Genomic DNA, 14,101 nt, shown 5'->3' with positions numbered 1-14,101 from the left:
GGCTGGTCGGGCCGGCACGGCGTCGGCCCGCCCACGAGTCGCGGCGGCCGAGACCCCGGGACGGACGACATGACCGACGAGGACGCGTACCACCGCGCGCTCGCGACCGCCGAGCGACTGCTCGGTCAACCGCTCGTGCTGCCCCTCGGCGACGGCGAGCCCTCCGTGGGCGAGGACTTCCGCCGCCTGGCAACCCTGCAGACCTTCGGCGAGGCATGGCCCCGAACGGGTCTGGACCTCCGCAGCCGCAGCCTGGTGTCCGTGGCGATCGCCGCAACCCTCGGCACCCACGAACCGCTGCGTGGCCAACTCCGCATCGCCCTGCAGTCGGGGGTGACCAGGGAGGAGATCGTCGAACTGTTCATCCACCTCGCCGCCTACGCGGGGGCGGCGCGGGCGTTCGACGGCTACCAGGTGGTCGCGGCGGTCTTCGCCGAGCGTCCCTGAACCGCGCCGGCCCGGCTCAGCCGGTCGCGCCGGCCCGGTCGGCCGCCAGGGTCGCGAGCAGCTCCAGGTCCACGCCGGTCAGGCTCTCCACCTGGTGTACGCCGGTCAGGCTGGGCAGCGGCACCTCGGCGGGTACGGCCAGCACGGCAGCGCCGGAGGCACGCGCGCTGGCCACCCCGGTCGGCGAGTCCTCGATCGCCACACACCGCTCGATCGGCACACCGAGCAGCCGTGCGGCGGTCAGGTAGGGCTCCGGGTGGGGCTTGGCCGCGACCACCTCGTCGCCCGCGACCACCGTGTCGAAGTTGTCCCGCCCCAGGGTGTCCAGGGCGATCTCGACGAGCGCCCGCGGGCTGGAGGTGACAAGCGCGGTGGGGATCGCCGCCGCGCGGACCGCGCGCAACAGGTCGAACGCCCCGGGCCGCCAGCGCAGACCGGTGCGGAACAGCTCCAGGATCCGGGCGTTGATCCACGCCGCGCTGAGGTCCGGATCCCGTTCCGGCTGCCCCAGATCGTCGTGCAGGATACGCATCGACTCGGCCATGGCGGTGCCGATGATCGCCCGGCGGGCGTCGGCGGAGAGATCACCGCCGTACTCGCGCGCCAGTTCCTGCAGGGCGACGTCCCACAGCTTCTCGCTGTCGACGAGCGTGCCGTCCATGTCGAAGAGCACGGCGGCGGGGTGATGGCTGCTCAGCGGATCCTCCTGGGTCGTAACCGACACCGGAGATCCTGCCAGCACCTGTCGTCGCCGGTGGCGGCAACGGGCGCCGAGGTGATCGGGGCTACCCCCGCTCAGCCCAGGTCGCACTCGGACAGGGAGCGCTCGTAGCCGCGGAAGAACATGTCGGTGCGCTGCTCGGCGGTGCCGTGCGCGCCCTCGGCGAACCACGGCTGGTCGGGGTCGTCGCCGACGGCCGCCACCCCCTCCCGGAACTCGTCCAGGTCGCCCTCGGCGAGGCTCAGGTCGCCGGAGCGTACCGAATCGCCGAGGTACGCCCCGGCCATGCAGTCGGCCTGCAACTCCTGCTGGATGGTGAAGCTGTAGTTGATGCCGAGGCGCACCTGGATGCCGTGGGCGTACTCGTGGCCGAGCAGGTAGAACACGAACGCGTCACCGACCTCGCGGAACGCCGCCACCGACCAGGCGACGTCGTACGCGATGAAGTCGCCCTGCGAGCAGTAGACCGCGTTGTTGCGGGGCAGCGGCTGCCCGCCGCAGGAGACCTCACCGGCCCGCTGGTACGGGGTGACCCGCCGGACGGGTGAGAAGCGCTTCCCGGACGCCTTGAACTGGGCCGCCCAGTAGCGCTCGGCGACCGCCTGCGCGTCGGCCACGTCCTGCTTGAACTCGGCCACGCTTGTGGTGCTGTCGGCGCGGGTGGTGCTCGGTCCCGGCGAGGCGGCCGACGGCTTCGCGCCCGGGCGTTCGCCCTCCGGCTCGGCCAGCCCACCGCCGGCGCAGGCGAGCGACACCAGCGCGGCCACCATCAGGCCCGCCAGTGGCCCTCGGATGTCGCGTCCTGACCATGCCCCCACGGTGCCTCCCCAGACATCGGCGCTCAGGCTGTGCGATACCCCGACGGTACGACCGCATGCCCACCGGATGCACGCACGACCGGGCCGGGCGGTTCACGGGCCGGCGCCGGGCGGCCACAATGGCCCGGGGCGGATGTGGCCGTCCGGCGAGGAGGGCGCGACGTGCACGTGTTGGGCAGCCGCCGGCGAAGCCAACCGGCCCCGGCGCACGTCGTGTGGCGGTCGTTGCGTGACCCGTACGCGGCGGGCGATCGTCCCTGGCTGGAGCTGCGCGACGACGAGGTGCCGCCCCGGGTGGTGGCCGGCTACGCGCCGGTGCTGCTGGTGTGGTCGTCGCTGTGGCCGCACCGGCCGCTGGACCGGATCCGCTTCGACGTGACGCCCGGATCACCGGGCGGGGACTGCACGCTGCGCTGGACCCTGACCAGCGAGGCGGACCTGCCGAGCGAGAGCACCCTCGGCTACCTACGCCACCGCCTCAACTACCTGGTCAACAACCGCCTCCGCCTGTCCTACGGCCAGTGACCCTCATCCGCTGGAATCGCGTCCGCGCTGCCATGTGTCGCCCTGGTCGGCGTGCCGCTCGGCCTCGTACCGCTGCTGGCGCACCCGAGCGTCCCGCCCAGCGGCGCGGTCGTCACCCGAGCCCGGCCGACCCCGTCCCCGCCGCGCCACGACTCCGACCGCCAGTCCCGCCACCGCGACGAAAGCCCCGGCGACCACCCACACCACCGTCATGCCCGCCACCGTAGTCCGGTAGGACCACACAACGGAGTTGACCAGACCCCGGCCGCCCAACCCCCGCCCCCACCTCGTCGATCATGAAGTTATTGCGCCGACACGCCGGCATCGAGGGCAATAACTTCATGATCAACCAGGGATGAGGTGGGGTTGGTGTCCGGGTGGGCGGGGTGGGTTCGACGTTTCTGGTGACGCCGGCCCGGTCCGGGCGGTGCGCTTGTCAGAAGGGGGTAGCGGTGTGAAATACATGATCTTGCTTTACGGGTCGCAGCGGGACTACGACGTGCTGTCGGGGCGGGCAACCGAGCGGCCGGCCATGTCGGCCGAACAGATCGCGGCCATGCACAAGCACATGGAGACGTTCCACCAGGCGCTCGCCGAGTCCGGCGAACTGGTCGACGCGCAGGGCCTCAGCGAGCCGGTGCACGCCCGCCGGGTGCAGGTGCGCGACGGGGCACCGGTGGTGACCGACGGCCCGTACCCGGAGACGCAGGAAGTCCTCGCCGGTTACACGATCGTGGAGTGTGCCAGCTTCGACCGGGCCACGGAGATCGCCGCCGGCCTGGTCGACCCGGACGCCCCCGGCCAGTACGTGGACGTGCGGCCGGTGCTGGACGGCGTCGAGGACCTGGCCGGCTGACCGGTGCCGGACACACCCGTCGAGGACCTGCTGCGCGAGGTGGCGCCGCAGGTCCTCGGCGCGCTCGTCCGCCGCTACGGTCACTTCGACACGGCCGAGGACGCCGTGCAGGAGGCGCTTATCGCTGCGGCGGGCGGCTGGCCGCGCGACGGCGTACCGGAGAATCCCCGGGCCTGGCTGATCACCGTGGCGTCCCGGCGGCTGACCGACCTGCTCCGGCGCGACCAGGCGCGAACGCGGCGGGAGGAGACCGTGGCGCGGTGGACGCTGCCGGAGCAGTGGTTGGCGCCGGCCGCCGACCGGCCGACGGCGGACGTCGACGACACTCTCGTCCTGCTGTTTCTGTGCTGCCATCCGGCCCTCTCACCGGCATCGCAGATCGCACTCACGCTGCGTGCGGTGGGCGGGTTGAGCACCGCCGAGGTGGCCCGCGCGTTCCTGGTGCCGGAGGCGACGATGACCAGGCGGATCAGCCGGGGCAAGCAGCGCATCCGCGCCAGCGGCCTCCGGTTCGCGCCGCCGACGCCTGCGGAACGCGCCGAGCGGGTCGCCGCGGTGCTGCACGTGCTGTATCTGGTCTTCACCGAGGGGTACGCGCGGACCGCCGGCCCGGGGCTGCTGCGCGCCGACCTGACCGCCGAGGCGATCCGGCTGACCCGGCTGGTGCACCGGTTGCTGCCCGACGATCCCGAGGTCGCGGGGCTGCTGGCGTTGATGCTGCTCACCGACGCTCGCACGCCGGCGCGGATCGGCGCGCACGGCGAGTTGGTGCCGATGGCCGAGCAGGATCGCGGCCGATGGCGGGCCGATCAGATCGCCGAGGGCGTCGCCCTGGTCAGCGAGGCGTTGCCGCGCGGGGTCGTCGGCCCGTACCAGCTCCAGGCGGCCATCGCGGCCGTGCACGACGAGGCGCCCTCCGCGGCGGCGACCGACTGGGCGCAGATCACCGCCCTGTACGAGGTGCTGCTCGGCCTGGCCGACAATCCGGTCGTGGCGCTCAACCACGCGGTGGCGGTCGCCATGAGCCGGGGCGCGTCGGCCGGCCTGGCACTGCTGGCCGATCTGGCCGGCGACGTCCGGTTGGCCGACGATCCGCGGCTGCCGGCCGCCCGCGCCCACCTGTGGGAGCAGGTGGGTGAGCGGGTCGCGGCGCGGGAGGCGTACCGGATGGCGGCGGCGCGCTCGACGAACCTGGCGCAGCAGCGCTACCTGAACGCCCGCGCGGACCGTCTCGCGGACGACCCTCCGCCCGCCGGCTGAGCCGGCGGGCCGGTCAGGGACTGGCGGCCAGGAAGACGAACGCGGCCAGCAGCACCAGGTGCACGCCGCCCTGCAACACGTTGGCCCGGCCCGGCACCACTGTCAGCACGGCGGTCACGGCGGTGAGGGCGAGCAGCGCGAGTTGGGTGCCGCCGAGGCCGAGCAGCAGTGGGCCGTCCAGCCAGATCGAGGCGATCGCGATGGCCGGGATGGTCAGGCCGATGCTCGCCATCGCCGAGCCGAGGGCGAGGTTGAGGCTGATCTGCACCCGGTCACGACGGGCGGCGCGGGCCGCGGCCAGGGTCTCCGGCAGCAGCACCAGCAGGGCGATGATCACGCCGACGAACGCGTGCGGCAGGTTCGCCGCCGCCACGCCCGCCTCGATGGTCGGTGAGACGGTCTTGGCGTCGCCGACGACCGCGACCAGCGCCACCAGCAGCAGCCCGAGGCTGATCAGCGCGGCGCGGGTGGTCGGCGGCCTGGCGTGCTCCTCCGCGTCGATGACCCGCCCCTCGGTGTCGACGGGCAGGAAGTAGTCGCGGTGCCGGCCGGTCTGCACCAGCACGAACAGCCCGTACAGGGCGAGCGACGCGACGGCGGCGAAGACGAGCTGCGCGGGGCTGAACTCCGGCCCGGGGCGGGCCGTGGTGAAGGTCGGGATGACCAGACTCAACGTGGCCAGGGTGATCACCGTCGCGAGGGCCCCGCCGGTGCCCTCGGGGTTGAACACGGCCACGCGTCGGCGCAGCGCCCCGAGCAGCAGGGACAGGCCGAGAATCCCGTTACAGGTGATCATGACGGCGGCGAAGACTGTGTCGCGGGCGAGCGACTGGGTCTTCTCCGGCCCGCTGATCATCAGCGTGACGATCAGGGCCACCTCGATGACGGTGACGGCAACGGCGAGCACCAGCGAGCCGTACGGCTCCCCCACCCGGTGGGCGACCACCTCCGCGTGGTGCACGGCGGCGAGCACCGCGCCGCCCAGCAACGCGGCGACCACCACGACGACGGGACCGGGAAGGTCCCGCCCCCACGTCACGAGCAACACCAGCACGGCGAGCACGGGTACGGCGACGGTCCAGTCGAGCAGGCGGGATCGAAGCTGGGCTGGCATGCCGCCAAGAGTGCCAGGTCACCTGATCATGCGCCCACCATCGACGCAGCGCGGCAGGCAATTGCGTAACCCATGGGTTACGCTTCCGGTGTGGACGAGGTGGTCACCGCGATCGCGGACCCGGTGCGGCGGCGCATCCTGACCATGCTGCGCGACGCGCCGCTGGCCGCCGGCGAGATCGCCCAGCGGTTCGCCATCAGCCGACCCGCCGTCAGCCGCCACCTGCGGGTGTTGCGGGAGAGCGGACTGGTCCGCGACGAGGTGGTCGGCCGTCGCAGGATCTACCGGCTCGACCCCGACCCACTCGCCGCGCTGGCCGACTGGGTCGCCGAGTTCACCGCACCGCAGAAGTGGGAGCAGCGCCTCGACGCGCTGGAGACCGAGGTCCATCGAACCCGCCGGGAACGCCGCGCCCGCGGCCCGGCAGAGCATCGAACGGAGCATGTCGCATGACCCGTACACCCGCTGGACGCCTGTTTCGCACCGCCACCGGCCACGACCTCGTCCTCACCCGCACGTTCCGCGCCCCGGCGGCGGACGTGTGGGCGAGCCTGACCGAGTCGGAGCGCACGGCCCGCTGGTTCGGTCCGTGGGAGGGCGATGCCGGGCCCGACCGGACCATCCGGGTCCAGATGGCGTACGAGGAGGAGCAGCCCTGGTGCGACGTCCACATCGACGCGTGCGAGCCGCGGCGGCGCCTCGCCGTGTCGACGACCGACAGCTACGGCACCTGGCTGCTGGAGTTCGCGCTGACCGAGACCGACGGCAGCACCGAGTTGCGCTTCGTGCAACACCTCGACAGCGTGGAGGGCATCGCCGAGATGGGTGCCGGCTGGGAGTACTACCTGGACATGTTCGTCGCCGCCCGGGACGGCTCACCCCGACCGCAGTTCGACGAGTACCACCCCGCCATGCAGCCCTACTACGAGGGGCTGGTCGCCGAGGCCGCGCCGCACGCCTAGCGGCCGGCCTCGCGCCCCGTCGTGGGGCCGGCCTCCCGGCGCAGCGCGGCGAACTCGGCCGTCAAGGCCGGCAGCGGGAAGTGCGCGTTCAGGCCGCTGGGGTTGGGCAGCACCCAGACCCGGGCCGGGCCGAGCCGCTCCGGCTGCGGGCCCAGCCCGGCCTTCGGCCGGACGAACGCGATCCGGTACGCGGTCACCCCGAGAATCGCCACCCACCGTGGCCGGTGACGCTCGGCCTTGACCGCCAGCCCGGTCACGCCTGCCACCAGCTCGGCGCTGGTCAGCTCGTCGGCGCGGGCGGTGGCACGGTTGCTCAGGCTGGTGATGCCCAGTCCCTGGCGCAGCAGCTCGGCGCGCTCCCACGGGCGCAACTCCCGGTCGGTGAAGCCGGCGCCGTGCAGGGCCGGCCAGAAGCGGCTGCCCCGGCGGGCGAAGTGCTCCCCCACCGCCGCCGAGTAGAGGCCCGGGTTGAAGCCGCAGAAGAGCACCCGCAGGCCGGGGCCGATCACGTCCACCAGGCCGCGACCGGCCGCGGCCGCGACCTCGTGGCGGGTCGGCGGCCGCCAGGGCTGCGCCGCGCCCGCGTCCACACCACCGATCCTGCCGTACGCCCCGACGCCCGTCCCGACGTGCGCGCAACACGAACGCGCCCCACCCGGTGCACGCCGGTGATCACGGCTTGAGACCCTGAACGGATGCACAGCACCGACCACCTCGCCACCAGCCGGTACGCGCGGATGCGCTGGAACACGCCGCTGTCGGAGGAGCACGCGGCCCTGCTGCTGCGACGACTCGACGTCGGGCCCGGCGCGCGCGTGCTCGACCTGGGCTGCGGTTGGGGAGAACTGCTGCTCCGCGCCGTCGCCGCCGGCGGCGTGACCGGTCCGGTCGCGACGAGGGGTGTCGGTGTGGACACCGACGAGGCCGCGCTCGCCCGCGGTCGCCGGCTCGCCAGCGAGAGGTCGCTGAACCGGCACGTCGCCTTCGTGATGGGCGAGGCGGCGGCCTGGCACGAGCCGGCCGACCGGGTCCTGTGCATCGGCTCGGCGCACGCCTTCGGCGGCACCGGGGCGGCCCTCGACGCGCTCGCGACAGTGGTCCGGCCCGGTGGGCGACTGCTGTTCGGCGAGGCGTACTGGCAGCGCGACCCCACCACGGAGGCCGAGGAGATCTTCGGCACGGAGGTCACCGATCTCGCGGGGCTCGTCGAGGCCGCGCGCGAGCGGGGATGGCGGCTGCTGCACCTGAGCACCGCCGACCAGCGCGAGTGGGACGACTTCGAGTCGACCTGGCTCGCGGGCCGGCAGGAGTGGCTGTTGACGTACCCGGAGGATCCCCGCGCGGCAGAGGTCCGCGCGGAGCTCGACGACCGGCTGCACCAGTACGTAAGCGGCTACCGCGGCGTTCTCGGCCTCGCGTACCTCGTCCTCGGTCGCTGACCCCTCCGGCGGAAGCCCGTCCGTTCGGCCCCCCGACCCTGCCGGGGTGGGGAAGAGTGCTGACGAGAACTGTCGTCGACGGCCGGGCGGTGGCACGGCGTCGTGGCGTGCGGAGGTGCGGATGAGCGGCACGACCCCGACCGGGCCCGTCAGCAACGTCGTCCTGGTGCACGGCGCCTACGCCGACGGCTCCTCCTGGTCCGACGTCATTCCTCTCCTGCAAAGGGCCGGGTTGACGGTCACCGCGGTGCAGAACCCGCTGACCTCCCTGGCCGACGACGTGGCGGCCACCAACCGCGCTCTCGACCGGCAGGACGGGCCGACGGTGCTGGTGGGCCACTCCTGGGCGGGGACGGTCATCAGCGAGGCCGGCAACCATCCCACGGTCACCGCCCTGGTGTACGTCGCCGCCCGCGCGCCGGACGCCGGAGAGGACTTCACAGCGCTCGCGGCACGGTTCCCCACCCCGCCGGCGAACGCCGGGCTCGTGCACGACGACGGCTTCGCGCAGCTCAGCGAGAAGGCCTTCCTCGACGACTTCGCGGGCGGCGTCGAGGCGACCCGTGCGCGTTCCCTCTACGCCGTTCAGGGGCCGATCGCCGGGGACCTGTTCGCGGGCCGGACGACTGTCGCGGCCTGGCGGAACCGCCCCTGCTACTACTCCGTCTCCACGGCGGACCGGACCACCGCGCCGGAGCTGGAGCGGTTCCTGGCCGAACGGATGAACGCGACGACGATCGAGGTCGACTCCTCGCACCTCGCCATGGTCACGCACCCCGAGACGATCGCCGACCTCATCCTCATGGCGACCACGGGCACCCGCGGTCCCGCTGCGGACAGCCGGAGCTGACCACCACGACGCCGGCGCCCACCGTCAGGTCAGGGCGCACACGGTGCCGCAGTACGGGCAGTGCGCGCGCTTGGCGTTCGAGGTGACCTCGACGTCGCAGCGTCGGCACCGGCCGTTCTCCCACAGACCCTGGTCCGGGCCCAGCTCCCCGCCGTAGTGGTCGGGATCGGGCCAGGCGACCAGCTCGACATCGAGGCCGGGGTCGACATCGTCCTCGTACCAGGTCACGTTGGCCAGGGTCAGCACCGTTCGCATGCCGTACGCCTCCTGCTCGAAGTGCGGTAGGACACGCCGCAGGACGTCGACCAGCTCACGGACCGGCAGCGCCGCGAGGTGCCCGGCGAGGCGCTCGCGATCTTCGTCGGTGGACATAGGGCGACCCTACGTCCCGCCCCGACGCCAGCGCTGACCGTGCGACGGCGCGTCCCTGGCCGGAGCGGGTGGGCTTGACGGGGCGCAGACATCGGAGGTTTACTGCGTCAGCGATGCGAGTCGATGCGCGGCGACCGTCCACTGAGGGTGGTCGGGGTCATCGGCTGACCATTCGCACGTTCACCACCGCATCACATCACCGCACCACACCACCACATCACCGCACCATCTCAGCCGAGCATCGGCGGCCCGGCTTCCGCACCACCGCCACCGTGGCTCCGGGCGTGCCCTCGTGCACACCTTCGGGGTCGACGCTCAGCAGAGGAGCAAGACCATGCGTTCCCGTCCCCGTTTACTGGCCCTCGTCACCGGCCTGGCCGTGCTGATGGCCGGTCTGGTCGCACTGCCGACCACCGCCTCGGCGGCACCGCTGACCAAGGTCCTGGTGTTCAGCAAGACCGCCGGCTTCCGCCACTCGGCCATTCCCAACGGCATCGCCGCGATCCAGCAGCTCGGCTCCGCCAACGGCTTCAGCGTGACCGCCACCGAGGACGCCGGCCAGTTCACCACCTCGAACCTGGCCCAGTACCAGGCGGTGGTCTTCATGTCGACGACCGGCGACGTCCTCAACTCCAGCCAGCAGACGGCCTTCGAGTCGTACATCGCCGCCGGTGGTGGGTACGTCGGCGTGCACGCCGCCGCCGACACCGAGTACAGCTGGCCGTGGTACGGCCAGCTCGTCGGGGCGTGGTTCGACTCGCACCCGGCGATCCAGACCGCGACCGTGAAGATCGAGGACCGGACCAACCCGTCGACCGCGCACCTGCCCAGCACCTGGTCCCGCTCCGACGAGTGGTACAACTACCGCACCAACCCCCGGTCCACCGTGCGGGTCCTGGCCAGCCTCGACGAGTCGTCCTACAGCGGCGGCAACATGAACGGCGACCACCCGATCACCTGGTGCAAGACGGTCGGCAGCGGCCGGGCGTGGTACACGGGCCTCGGGCACACCGAGGCGTCGTACACCGACCCGAACTTCACCCGGATGCTGCTCGGTGGCCTACAGGTCGCCGCGGGTTCGGTCAGCGCCAACTGCTCGCCGGGGTCGACGAACCCGACGACCCCGCCGCCGACCACGGCCCCGCCGACCACTGCCCCGCCGACCACTCCCCCGCCGACGACGGCCCCGCCGACCACCCCGCCGCCCGCCGCCGTCGGTTCCACGCTGAAGGCCCGCGCCAACAACCAGTACGTGAGCGCGCCCAACGCCAGCACCCCGCTGATCGCCAACAAGACCTCCGTGGGGACCAGTGAGCGGTTCGAACTGGTCAACCTCGCCAACGGCAACGTCGCGCTGCGCGCCAAGAGCAACGGGCAGTTCGTCGCGGCGGAGAACTCCGGGGCCTCCGCGCTGATCGCCAACCGGGCCAGCGCCGGCGCCTGGGAGACGTTCCAGCTCGTCCGTAACTCCGACGGCACGGTGAGCCTGCGGGCCACGGTGAACAACCGTTACGTCGCGGCCGACAACGCTGGCGCCTCCCCGCTGATCGCCAACCGGACCTCCATCGGTCAGTGGGAGAAGTTCGACCTCGTCACCACCAACTGATCGCGTCTCGACGCGCTCTTCACCACCCCCACCTGGCCGTGGTGCGCCCCCGCACGCCCGGCCCTGGTCGTCGAGAAAGGACGATCATGCTTTCGAACCCCCGGCGCTGGTCCCGGGCACTCGTCGCAGCGGTCACCACCGCCGCGAGTGTGGCCCTGGCCGTGGCCGCGCCCTCCACCGCTCAGGCGGCGGTCATCCCGGCCTCCGACTATCAGCAGGTCAAACTCGCCACCGGCTCGGCAGAGCTGGGTGAGGCCATGTCCCTGGCCGTCCTGCCCAACCGCTCGGTGCTGCACACCGCCCGCAACGGCGTGCTGCGGGTCACCGACGTGGCGGGCAACACCAAGGTCTCCGGCACCCTGTCCGTCTACACGCACGACGAGGAGGGGTTGCAGGGCGTCGCCGTCGACCCCAACTTCGCCACCAACCGGTGGATCTACCTGTACTACTCGCCCACGTTGAGCACCCCGTCCGGGGATGCGCCGACCACGGGCTCGCAGTCGGACTGGGACCGGTGGAAGGGGCACCTGCGGCTGTCGCGGTTCACCCTCAACTCCGACGACACGGTGAACCTGAGCAGCGAGAAGATCGTGCTCCAGGTCGCCAACGACCGTGGACAGTGCTGCCACGTCGGTGGTGACCTGGACTTCGACGGTGCCGGCAACCTGTACCTGACCACGGGCGACGACACCAACCCGTTCGAGTCGTCCGGGTACGCGCCGCTGGACGAGCGCACCAACCGCAACCCGCAGTTCGACGCCCAGCGCTCGGCGGGCAACACCAACGACCTGCGGGGCAAGGTGCTGCGGATCAAGCCGCAGGCGGACGGCACGTACACGATCCCGTCCGGCAACCTGTTCGCGCCCGGCACGGCCAACACCCGTCCGGAGATCTACGCGATGGGTCTGCGCAACCCGTTCCGGATGAGCGTCGACAAGGCGACAGGCGTGGTCTACCTCGGTGACTACGGCCCCGACGCGGGGAGCACCAACTCCAGCCGCGGTCCGCAGGGTCAGGTGGAGTTCAACCGCATCGCGGCACCGGGCAACTTCGGCTGGCCGTACTGCACCGGCAGCAACACCAGCGCCGAAACATACAACGAATACACCTTCCCGTCCGGGCCGTCGCAGTCCAAGTACAACTGCACCGGCGGGCCTACGAACAACTCGTTCCGCAACACCGGTCTCGGCACGCTTCCCGCGGCGAAGCCGGCCTGGATCAAGTACGCCGGCGACTCCGGGTCGCCCTCGGAGTTCGGCAGCGGCTCGGAGTCGCCGATGGGCGGCCCGGTGTACCGGTACAACGCCTCGCTCAACTCCAGCATCAAGTTCCCGCAGTCGCTGGACGGCCAGTTCTTCGCCGGCGAGTACGGCCGCCGTTGGATCAAGCCGATCAAGGTCAACTCCGACGGCTCGCGCGGGGAGATCTCCAGCTTCCCGTGGAGCGGCACGCAGGTCATGGACATGGCCTTCGGCCCGGACGGCGCGCTCTACGTGCTGGACTACGGCACCGGCTCGAACAACCAGGCGCTCTTCCGCATCGAGTACATCGGCGGCGGCAACCGCAACCCGATCGCGGTCGCCTCGGCCAACCCGACCTCGGGGTCGAACCCGCTGACCGTCAACTTCTCGTCGGCCGGCAGCTCGGACCCGGAGGGTGGCGCGCTGAGCTACCTGTGGACGTTCGGCGACGGCACCACGTCGACGGCGGCCAACCCCACGAAGACGTACACCACCGACGGCACCTACTCCCCCACGCTGAAGGTCACCGACCCGACCGGCCTGTCCGGCACGGCGAGCCTGGTCGTCACCGTGGGCAACACCGCGCCGACGGTGACGCTGACCACGCCCGCCGACGGGCAGCTGTTCAGCTTCGGTGACACGGTGTCGTACCAGATCAGCGTGAGCGACCCGCAGGACGGCACGATCGACTGCTCCAAGGTGAGCCTGACCTACGCGCTGGGCCACGACAGCCACGCGCACCAGATCACCTCGAAGAACGGGTGCAGCGGCTCCATCACCGTCCCGACCGACGGGGAGCACGACTCCGCGGCCAACATCTACGGGGTCTTCGACGCGGCCTACACCGACAACGGTGGGCTCACCACGCACAGCATCAAGACGCTCCAGCCGAAGCACCGCCAGGGTGAGCACTTCACCGCCCAGTCCGGTGTGCAGGCGACCGACCACACCAACGCCGAGGGTGGCCGGACGGCCGGGTTCATCGAGAACAACGACTGGATCTCGTACCAGCCGTACAACCTGGCCAACGCGACCCGGTTCACGGCACGGGTCTCCTCGGCCGGCGCGGGCGGCACCATCGAGGTCCGTACCGGGTCCGCCACCGGCACCCTGCTGGGCACCGCCACCGTGCCGGTGACCGGTAACTGGGAGACCTTCGTCGACGTCTCCACCGCCATCAGCAACCCGCCGACCGCGTCGACCACGCTGTACCTGGTGTTCAAGGGCGGCTCGGGCAACCTGTTCGACCTGGACGCGTTCACCTTCACCACAGGCACGACCACCCCACCCACCGGGGGGATCACGCTGCGGGCACAGGTCAACAACCAGTACGTGTCGGCCGTCGGCAGCAACCCGCTGATCGCCAACAAGGCGAGCGTCTCGACGACCGAGCAGTACGACCGGGTGGACGCGGGCAACGGCAACATCGCCCTGCGCTCGCGCGCCAACGGACTGTACGTCTGCGCTGACAACACGGGCACCAGTCCGTTGATCGCGAACCGTACGACGATCGGCCCGTGGGAGACCTTCCAGGTCATCAACAACTCGGACGGGACGGTCGCGCTGCGGGCACTTGCCAACAACCAGATCGTGGCCGCCGAGAACTCCGGGGCGAGTGCGTTGATCGCCAACCGCACGTCTGTCGGATCCTGGGAAAGGTTCATCCTGACCAGCAGCTAGACGGCGCTACCCGGCCTGGTCGGCGGCCGGGCCGTGAAACGGCGGGAGTTCGGGGCGGACGGTGCACACCGTCCGCCCCGGCTCCTTTCTGGCCAGTCCGCACAGGCGGTAGTGAAGAATTCTCATACACGGCGGAGCCCGTTCCGCAGTCAGGCAACCGTCACCGAACGTAGACGACAGGACCACTGTGGATCGGCCGGCCGACCCTAG

At 71.7% G+C, this 14,101-nt stretch carries 16 protein-coding genes; 10 read left to right on the top strand and 6 right to left on the bottom strand.

What is annotated here, in order from left to right; translation table 11 throughout:
* Positions 1–69: 69 nt before the first annotated feature.
* A complete protein-coding gene (locus ACLQ26_RS23690) occupies positions 70–447 on the top strand; it encodes a carboxymuconolactone decarboxylase family protein (protein ID WP_358101045.1) in 378 nt (125 codons plus the stop codon).
* Positions 448–463: 16 nt separating this feature from the next.
* Here the strand turns inward: ACLQ26_RS23690 and ACLQ26_RS23685 are convergent, their stop codons facing one another.
* Positions 464–1,120, bottom strand: coding sequence for an HAD family hydrolase (locus ACLQ26_RS23685; RefSeq protein ID WP_425746691.1), 657 nt, complete (start codon positions 1,118–1,120; stop codon positions 464–466).
* Positions 1,121–1,242: 122 nt separating this feature from the next.
* Positions 1,243–1,986, bottom strand: coding sequence for a neutral zinc metallopeptidase (locus tag ACLQ26_RS23680; RefSeq protein ID WP_425746523.1), 744 nt, complete (start codon positions 1,984–1,986; stop codon positions 1,243–1,245).
* 162 nt (positions 1,987–2,148) lie between these two features.
* Between ACLQ26_RS23680 and ACLQ26_RS23675 the strand changes: the two genes are divergently transcribed.
* Positions 2,149–2,511 carry a hypothetical protein gene (locus ACLQ26_RS23675; RefSeq protein WP_425746522.1) on the top strand — a complete coding sequence of 121 codons (363 nt, stop codon included), beginning with the start codon at positions 2,149–2,151 and terminating at the stop codon, positions 2,509–2,511.
* 3 nt (positions 2,512–2,514) lie between these two features.
* Here ACLQ26_RS23675 and ACLQ26_RS23670 read toward each other — a convergent pair whose 3' ends face one another.
* Complete coding sequence (locus ACLQ26_RS23670) at positions 2,515–2,724, bottom strand: hypothetical protein (RefSeq protein WP_425746521.1); 210 nt, start codon at positions 2,722–2,724, stop codon at positions 2,515–2,517.
* Between the two features lie 250 nt (positions 2,725–2,974).
* Here ACLQ26_RS23670 and ACLQ26_RS23665 point away from each other — a divergent pair, with 250 nt between their 5' ends.
* Together ACLQ26_RS23665 and ACLQ26_RS23660 are read left to right on the top strand one after the other, a co-directional pair.
* Positions 2,975–3,367 carry a YciI family protein gene (locus ACLQ26_RS23665; protein WP_425746520.1) on the top strand — a complete coding sequence of 131 codons (393 nt, stop codon included), beginning with the start codon at positions 2,975–2,977 and terminating at the stop codon, positions 3,365–3,367.
* A gap of 3 nt (positions 3,368–3,370) precedes the next feature.
* Positions 3,371–4,627 (top strand): RNA polymerase sigma factor, encoded by a 1,257-nt coding sequence (locus tag ACLQ26_RS23660; protein ID WP_425746519.1) that lies wholly within the window; start codon positions 3,371–3,373, stop codon positions 4,625–4,627.
* A 13-nt stretch (positions 4,628–4,640) separates the two neighbouring features.
* On the opposite strand, the gene ACLQ26_RS23655 is transcribed toward ACLQ26_RS23660, so the two are convergent.
* A complete protein-coding gene (locus ACLQ26_RS23655) occupies positions 4,641–5,741 on the bottom strand; it encodes a calcium:proton antiporter (protein WP_425746518.1) in 1,101 nt (366 codons plus the stop codon).
* Positions 5,742–5,831: 90 nt separating this feature from the next.
* Here ACLQ26_RS23655 and ACLQ26_RS23650 point away from each other — a divergent pair, with 90 nt between their 5' ends.
* Positions 5,832–6,194 carry an ArsR/SmtB family transcription factor gene (locus ACLQ26_RS23650; protein ID WP_425746517.1) on the top strand — a complete coding sequence of 121 codons (363 nt, stop codon included), beginning with the start codon at positions 5,832–5,834 and terminating at the stop codon, positions 6,192–6,194.
* Positions 6,191–6,703: an SRPBCC family protein gene (locus ACLQ26_RS23645; RefSeq protein ID WP_425746516.1), complete on the top strand. Its 513-nt coding sequence runs from the start codon at positions 6,191–6,193 to the stop codon at positions 6,701–6,703. Before ACLQ26_RS23650 ends, ACLQ26_RS23645 begins: the two co-directional genes overlap by 4 nt.
* Here ACLQ26_RS23645 and mug read toward each other — a convergent pair.
* Positions 6,700–7,293, bottom strand: a complete 594-nt coding sequence (gene mug / locus ACLQ26_RS23640) for a G/U mismatch-specific DNA glycosylase (RefSeq protein WP_425746515.1) — start codon at positions 7,291–7,293, stop codon at positions 6,700–6,702. The two genes, ACLQ26_RS23645 and mug, sit on opposite strands and share 4 nt — an antisense overlap.
* A 105-nt stretch (positions 7,294–7,398) precedes the next feature.
* Here mug and ACLQ26_RS23635 point away from each other — a divergent pair, with 105 nt between their 5' ends.
* Entirely contained in the window at positions 7,399–8,142 is a 744-nt protein-coding gene (locus ACLQ26_RS23635; RefSeq protein ID WP_425746514.1) for an SAM-dependent methyltransferase, read from the top strand.
* 121 nt (positions 8,143–8,263) lie between these two features.
* Positions 8,264–8,992, top strand: a complete 729-nt coding sequence (locus tag ACLQ26_RS23630) for an alpha/beta fold hydrolase (RefSeq protein ID WP_363689482.1) — start codon at positions 8,264–8,266, stop codon at positions 8,990–8,992.
* A 24-nt stretch (positions 8,993–9,016) separates the two neighbouring features.
* On the opposite strand, the gene ACLQ26_RS23625 is transcribed toward ACLQ26_RS23630, so the two are convergent.
* Positions 9,017–9,364, bottom strand: a complete 348-nt coding sequence (locus tag ACLQ26_RS23625; protein ID WP_425746513.1) for a hypothetical protein — start codon at positions 9,362–9,364, stop codon at positions 9,017–9,019.
* 334 nt (positions 9,365–9,698) lie between these two features.
* Here ACLQ26_RS23625 and ACLQ26_RS23620 point away from each other — a divergent pair, with 334 nt between their 5' ends.
* Both ACLQ26_RS23620 and ACLQ26_RS23615 read left to right on the top strand, forming a co-directional pair.
* The gene (locus tag ACLQ26_RS23620) at positions 9,699–10,970 is read left to right on the top strand and encodes a ThuA domain-containing protein (protein WP_425746512.1); all 1,272 of its coding nucleotides are present in this window, start codon (positions 9,699–9,701) and stop codon (positions 10,968–10,970) included.
* Positions 10,971–11,056: 86 nt separating this feature from the next.
* On the top strand, positions 11,057–13,891 hold the full coding sequence (locus ACLQ26_RS23615; protein WP_425746511.1) for a PQQ-dependent sugar dehydrogenase: 2,835 nt from the start codon (positions 11,057–11,059) through the stop codon (positions 13,889–13,891).
* Positions 13,892–14,101: the final 210 nt, after the last annotated feature.

Source organism: Micromonospora sp. DT43 (assembly GCF_049841645.1).
Classification (GTDB): Bacteria; Actinomycetota; Actinomycetes; order Mycobacteriales; family Micromonosporaceae; genus Micromonospora.
This window is presented reverse-complemented; position numbering and strand designations above follow the sequence as displayed.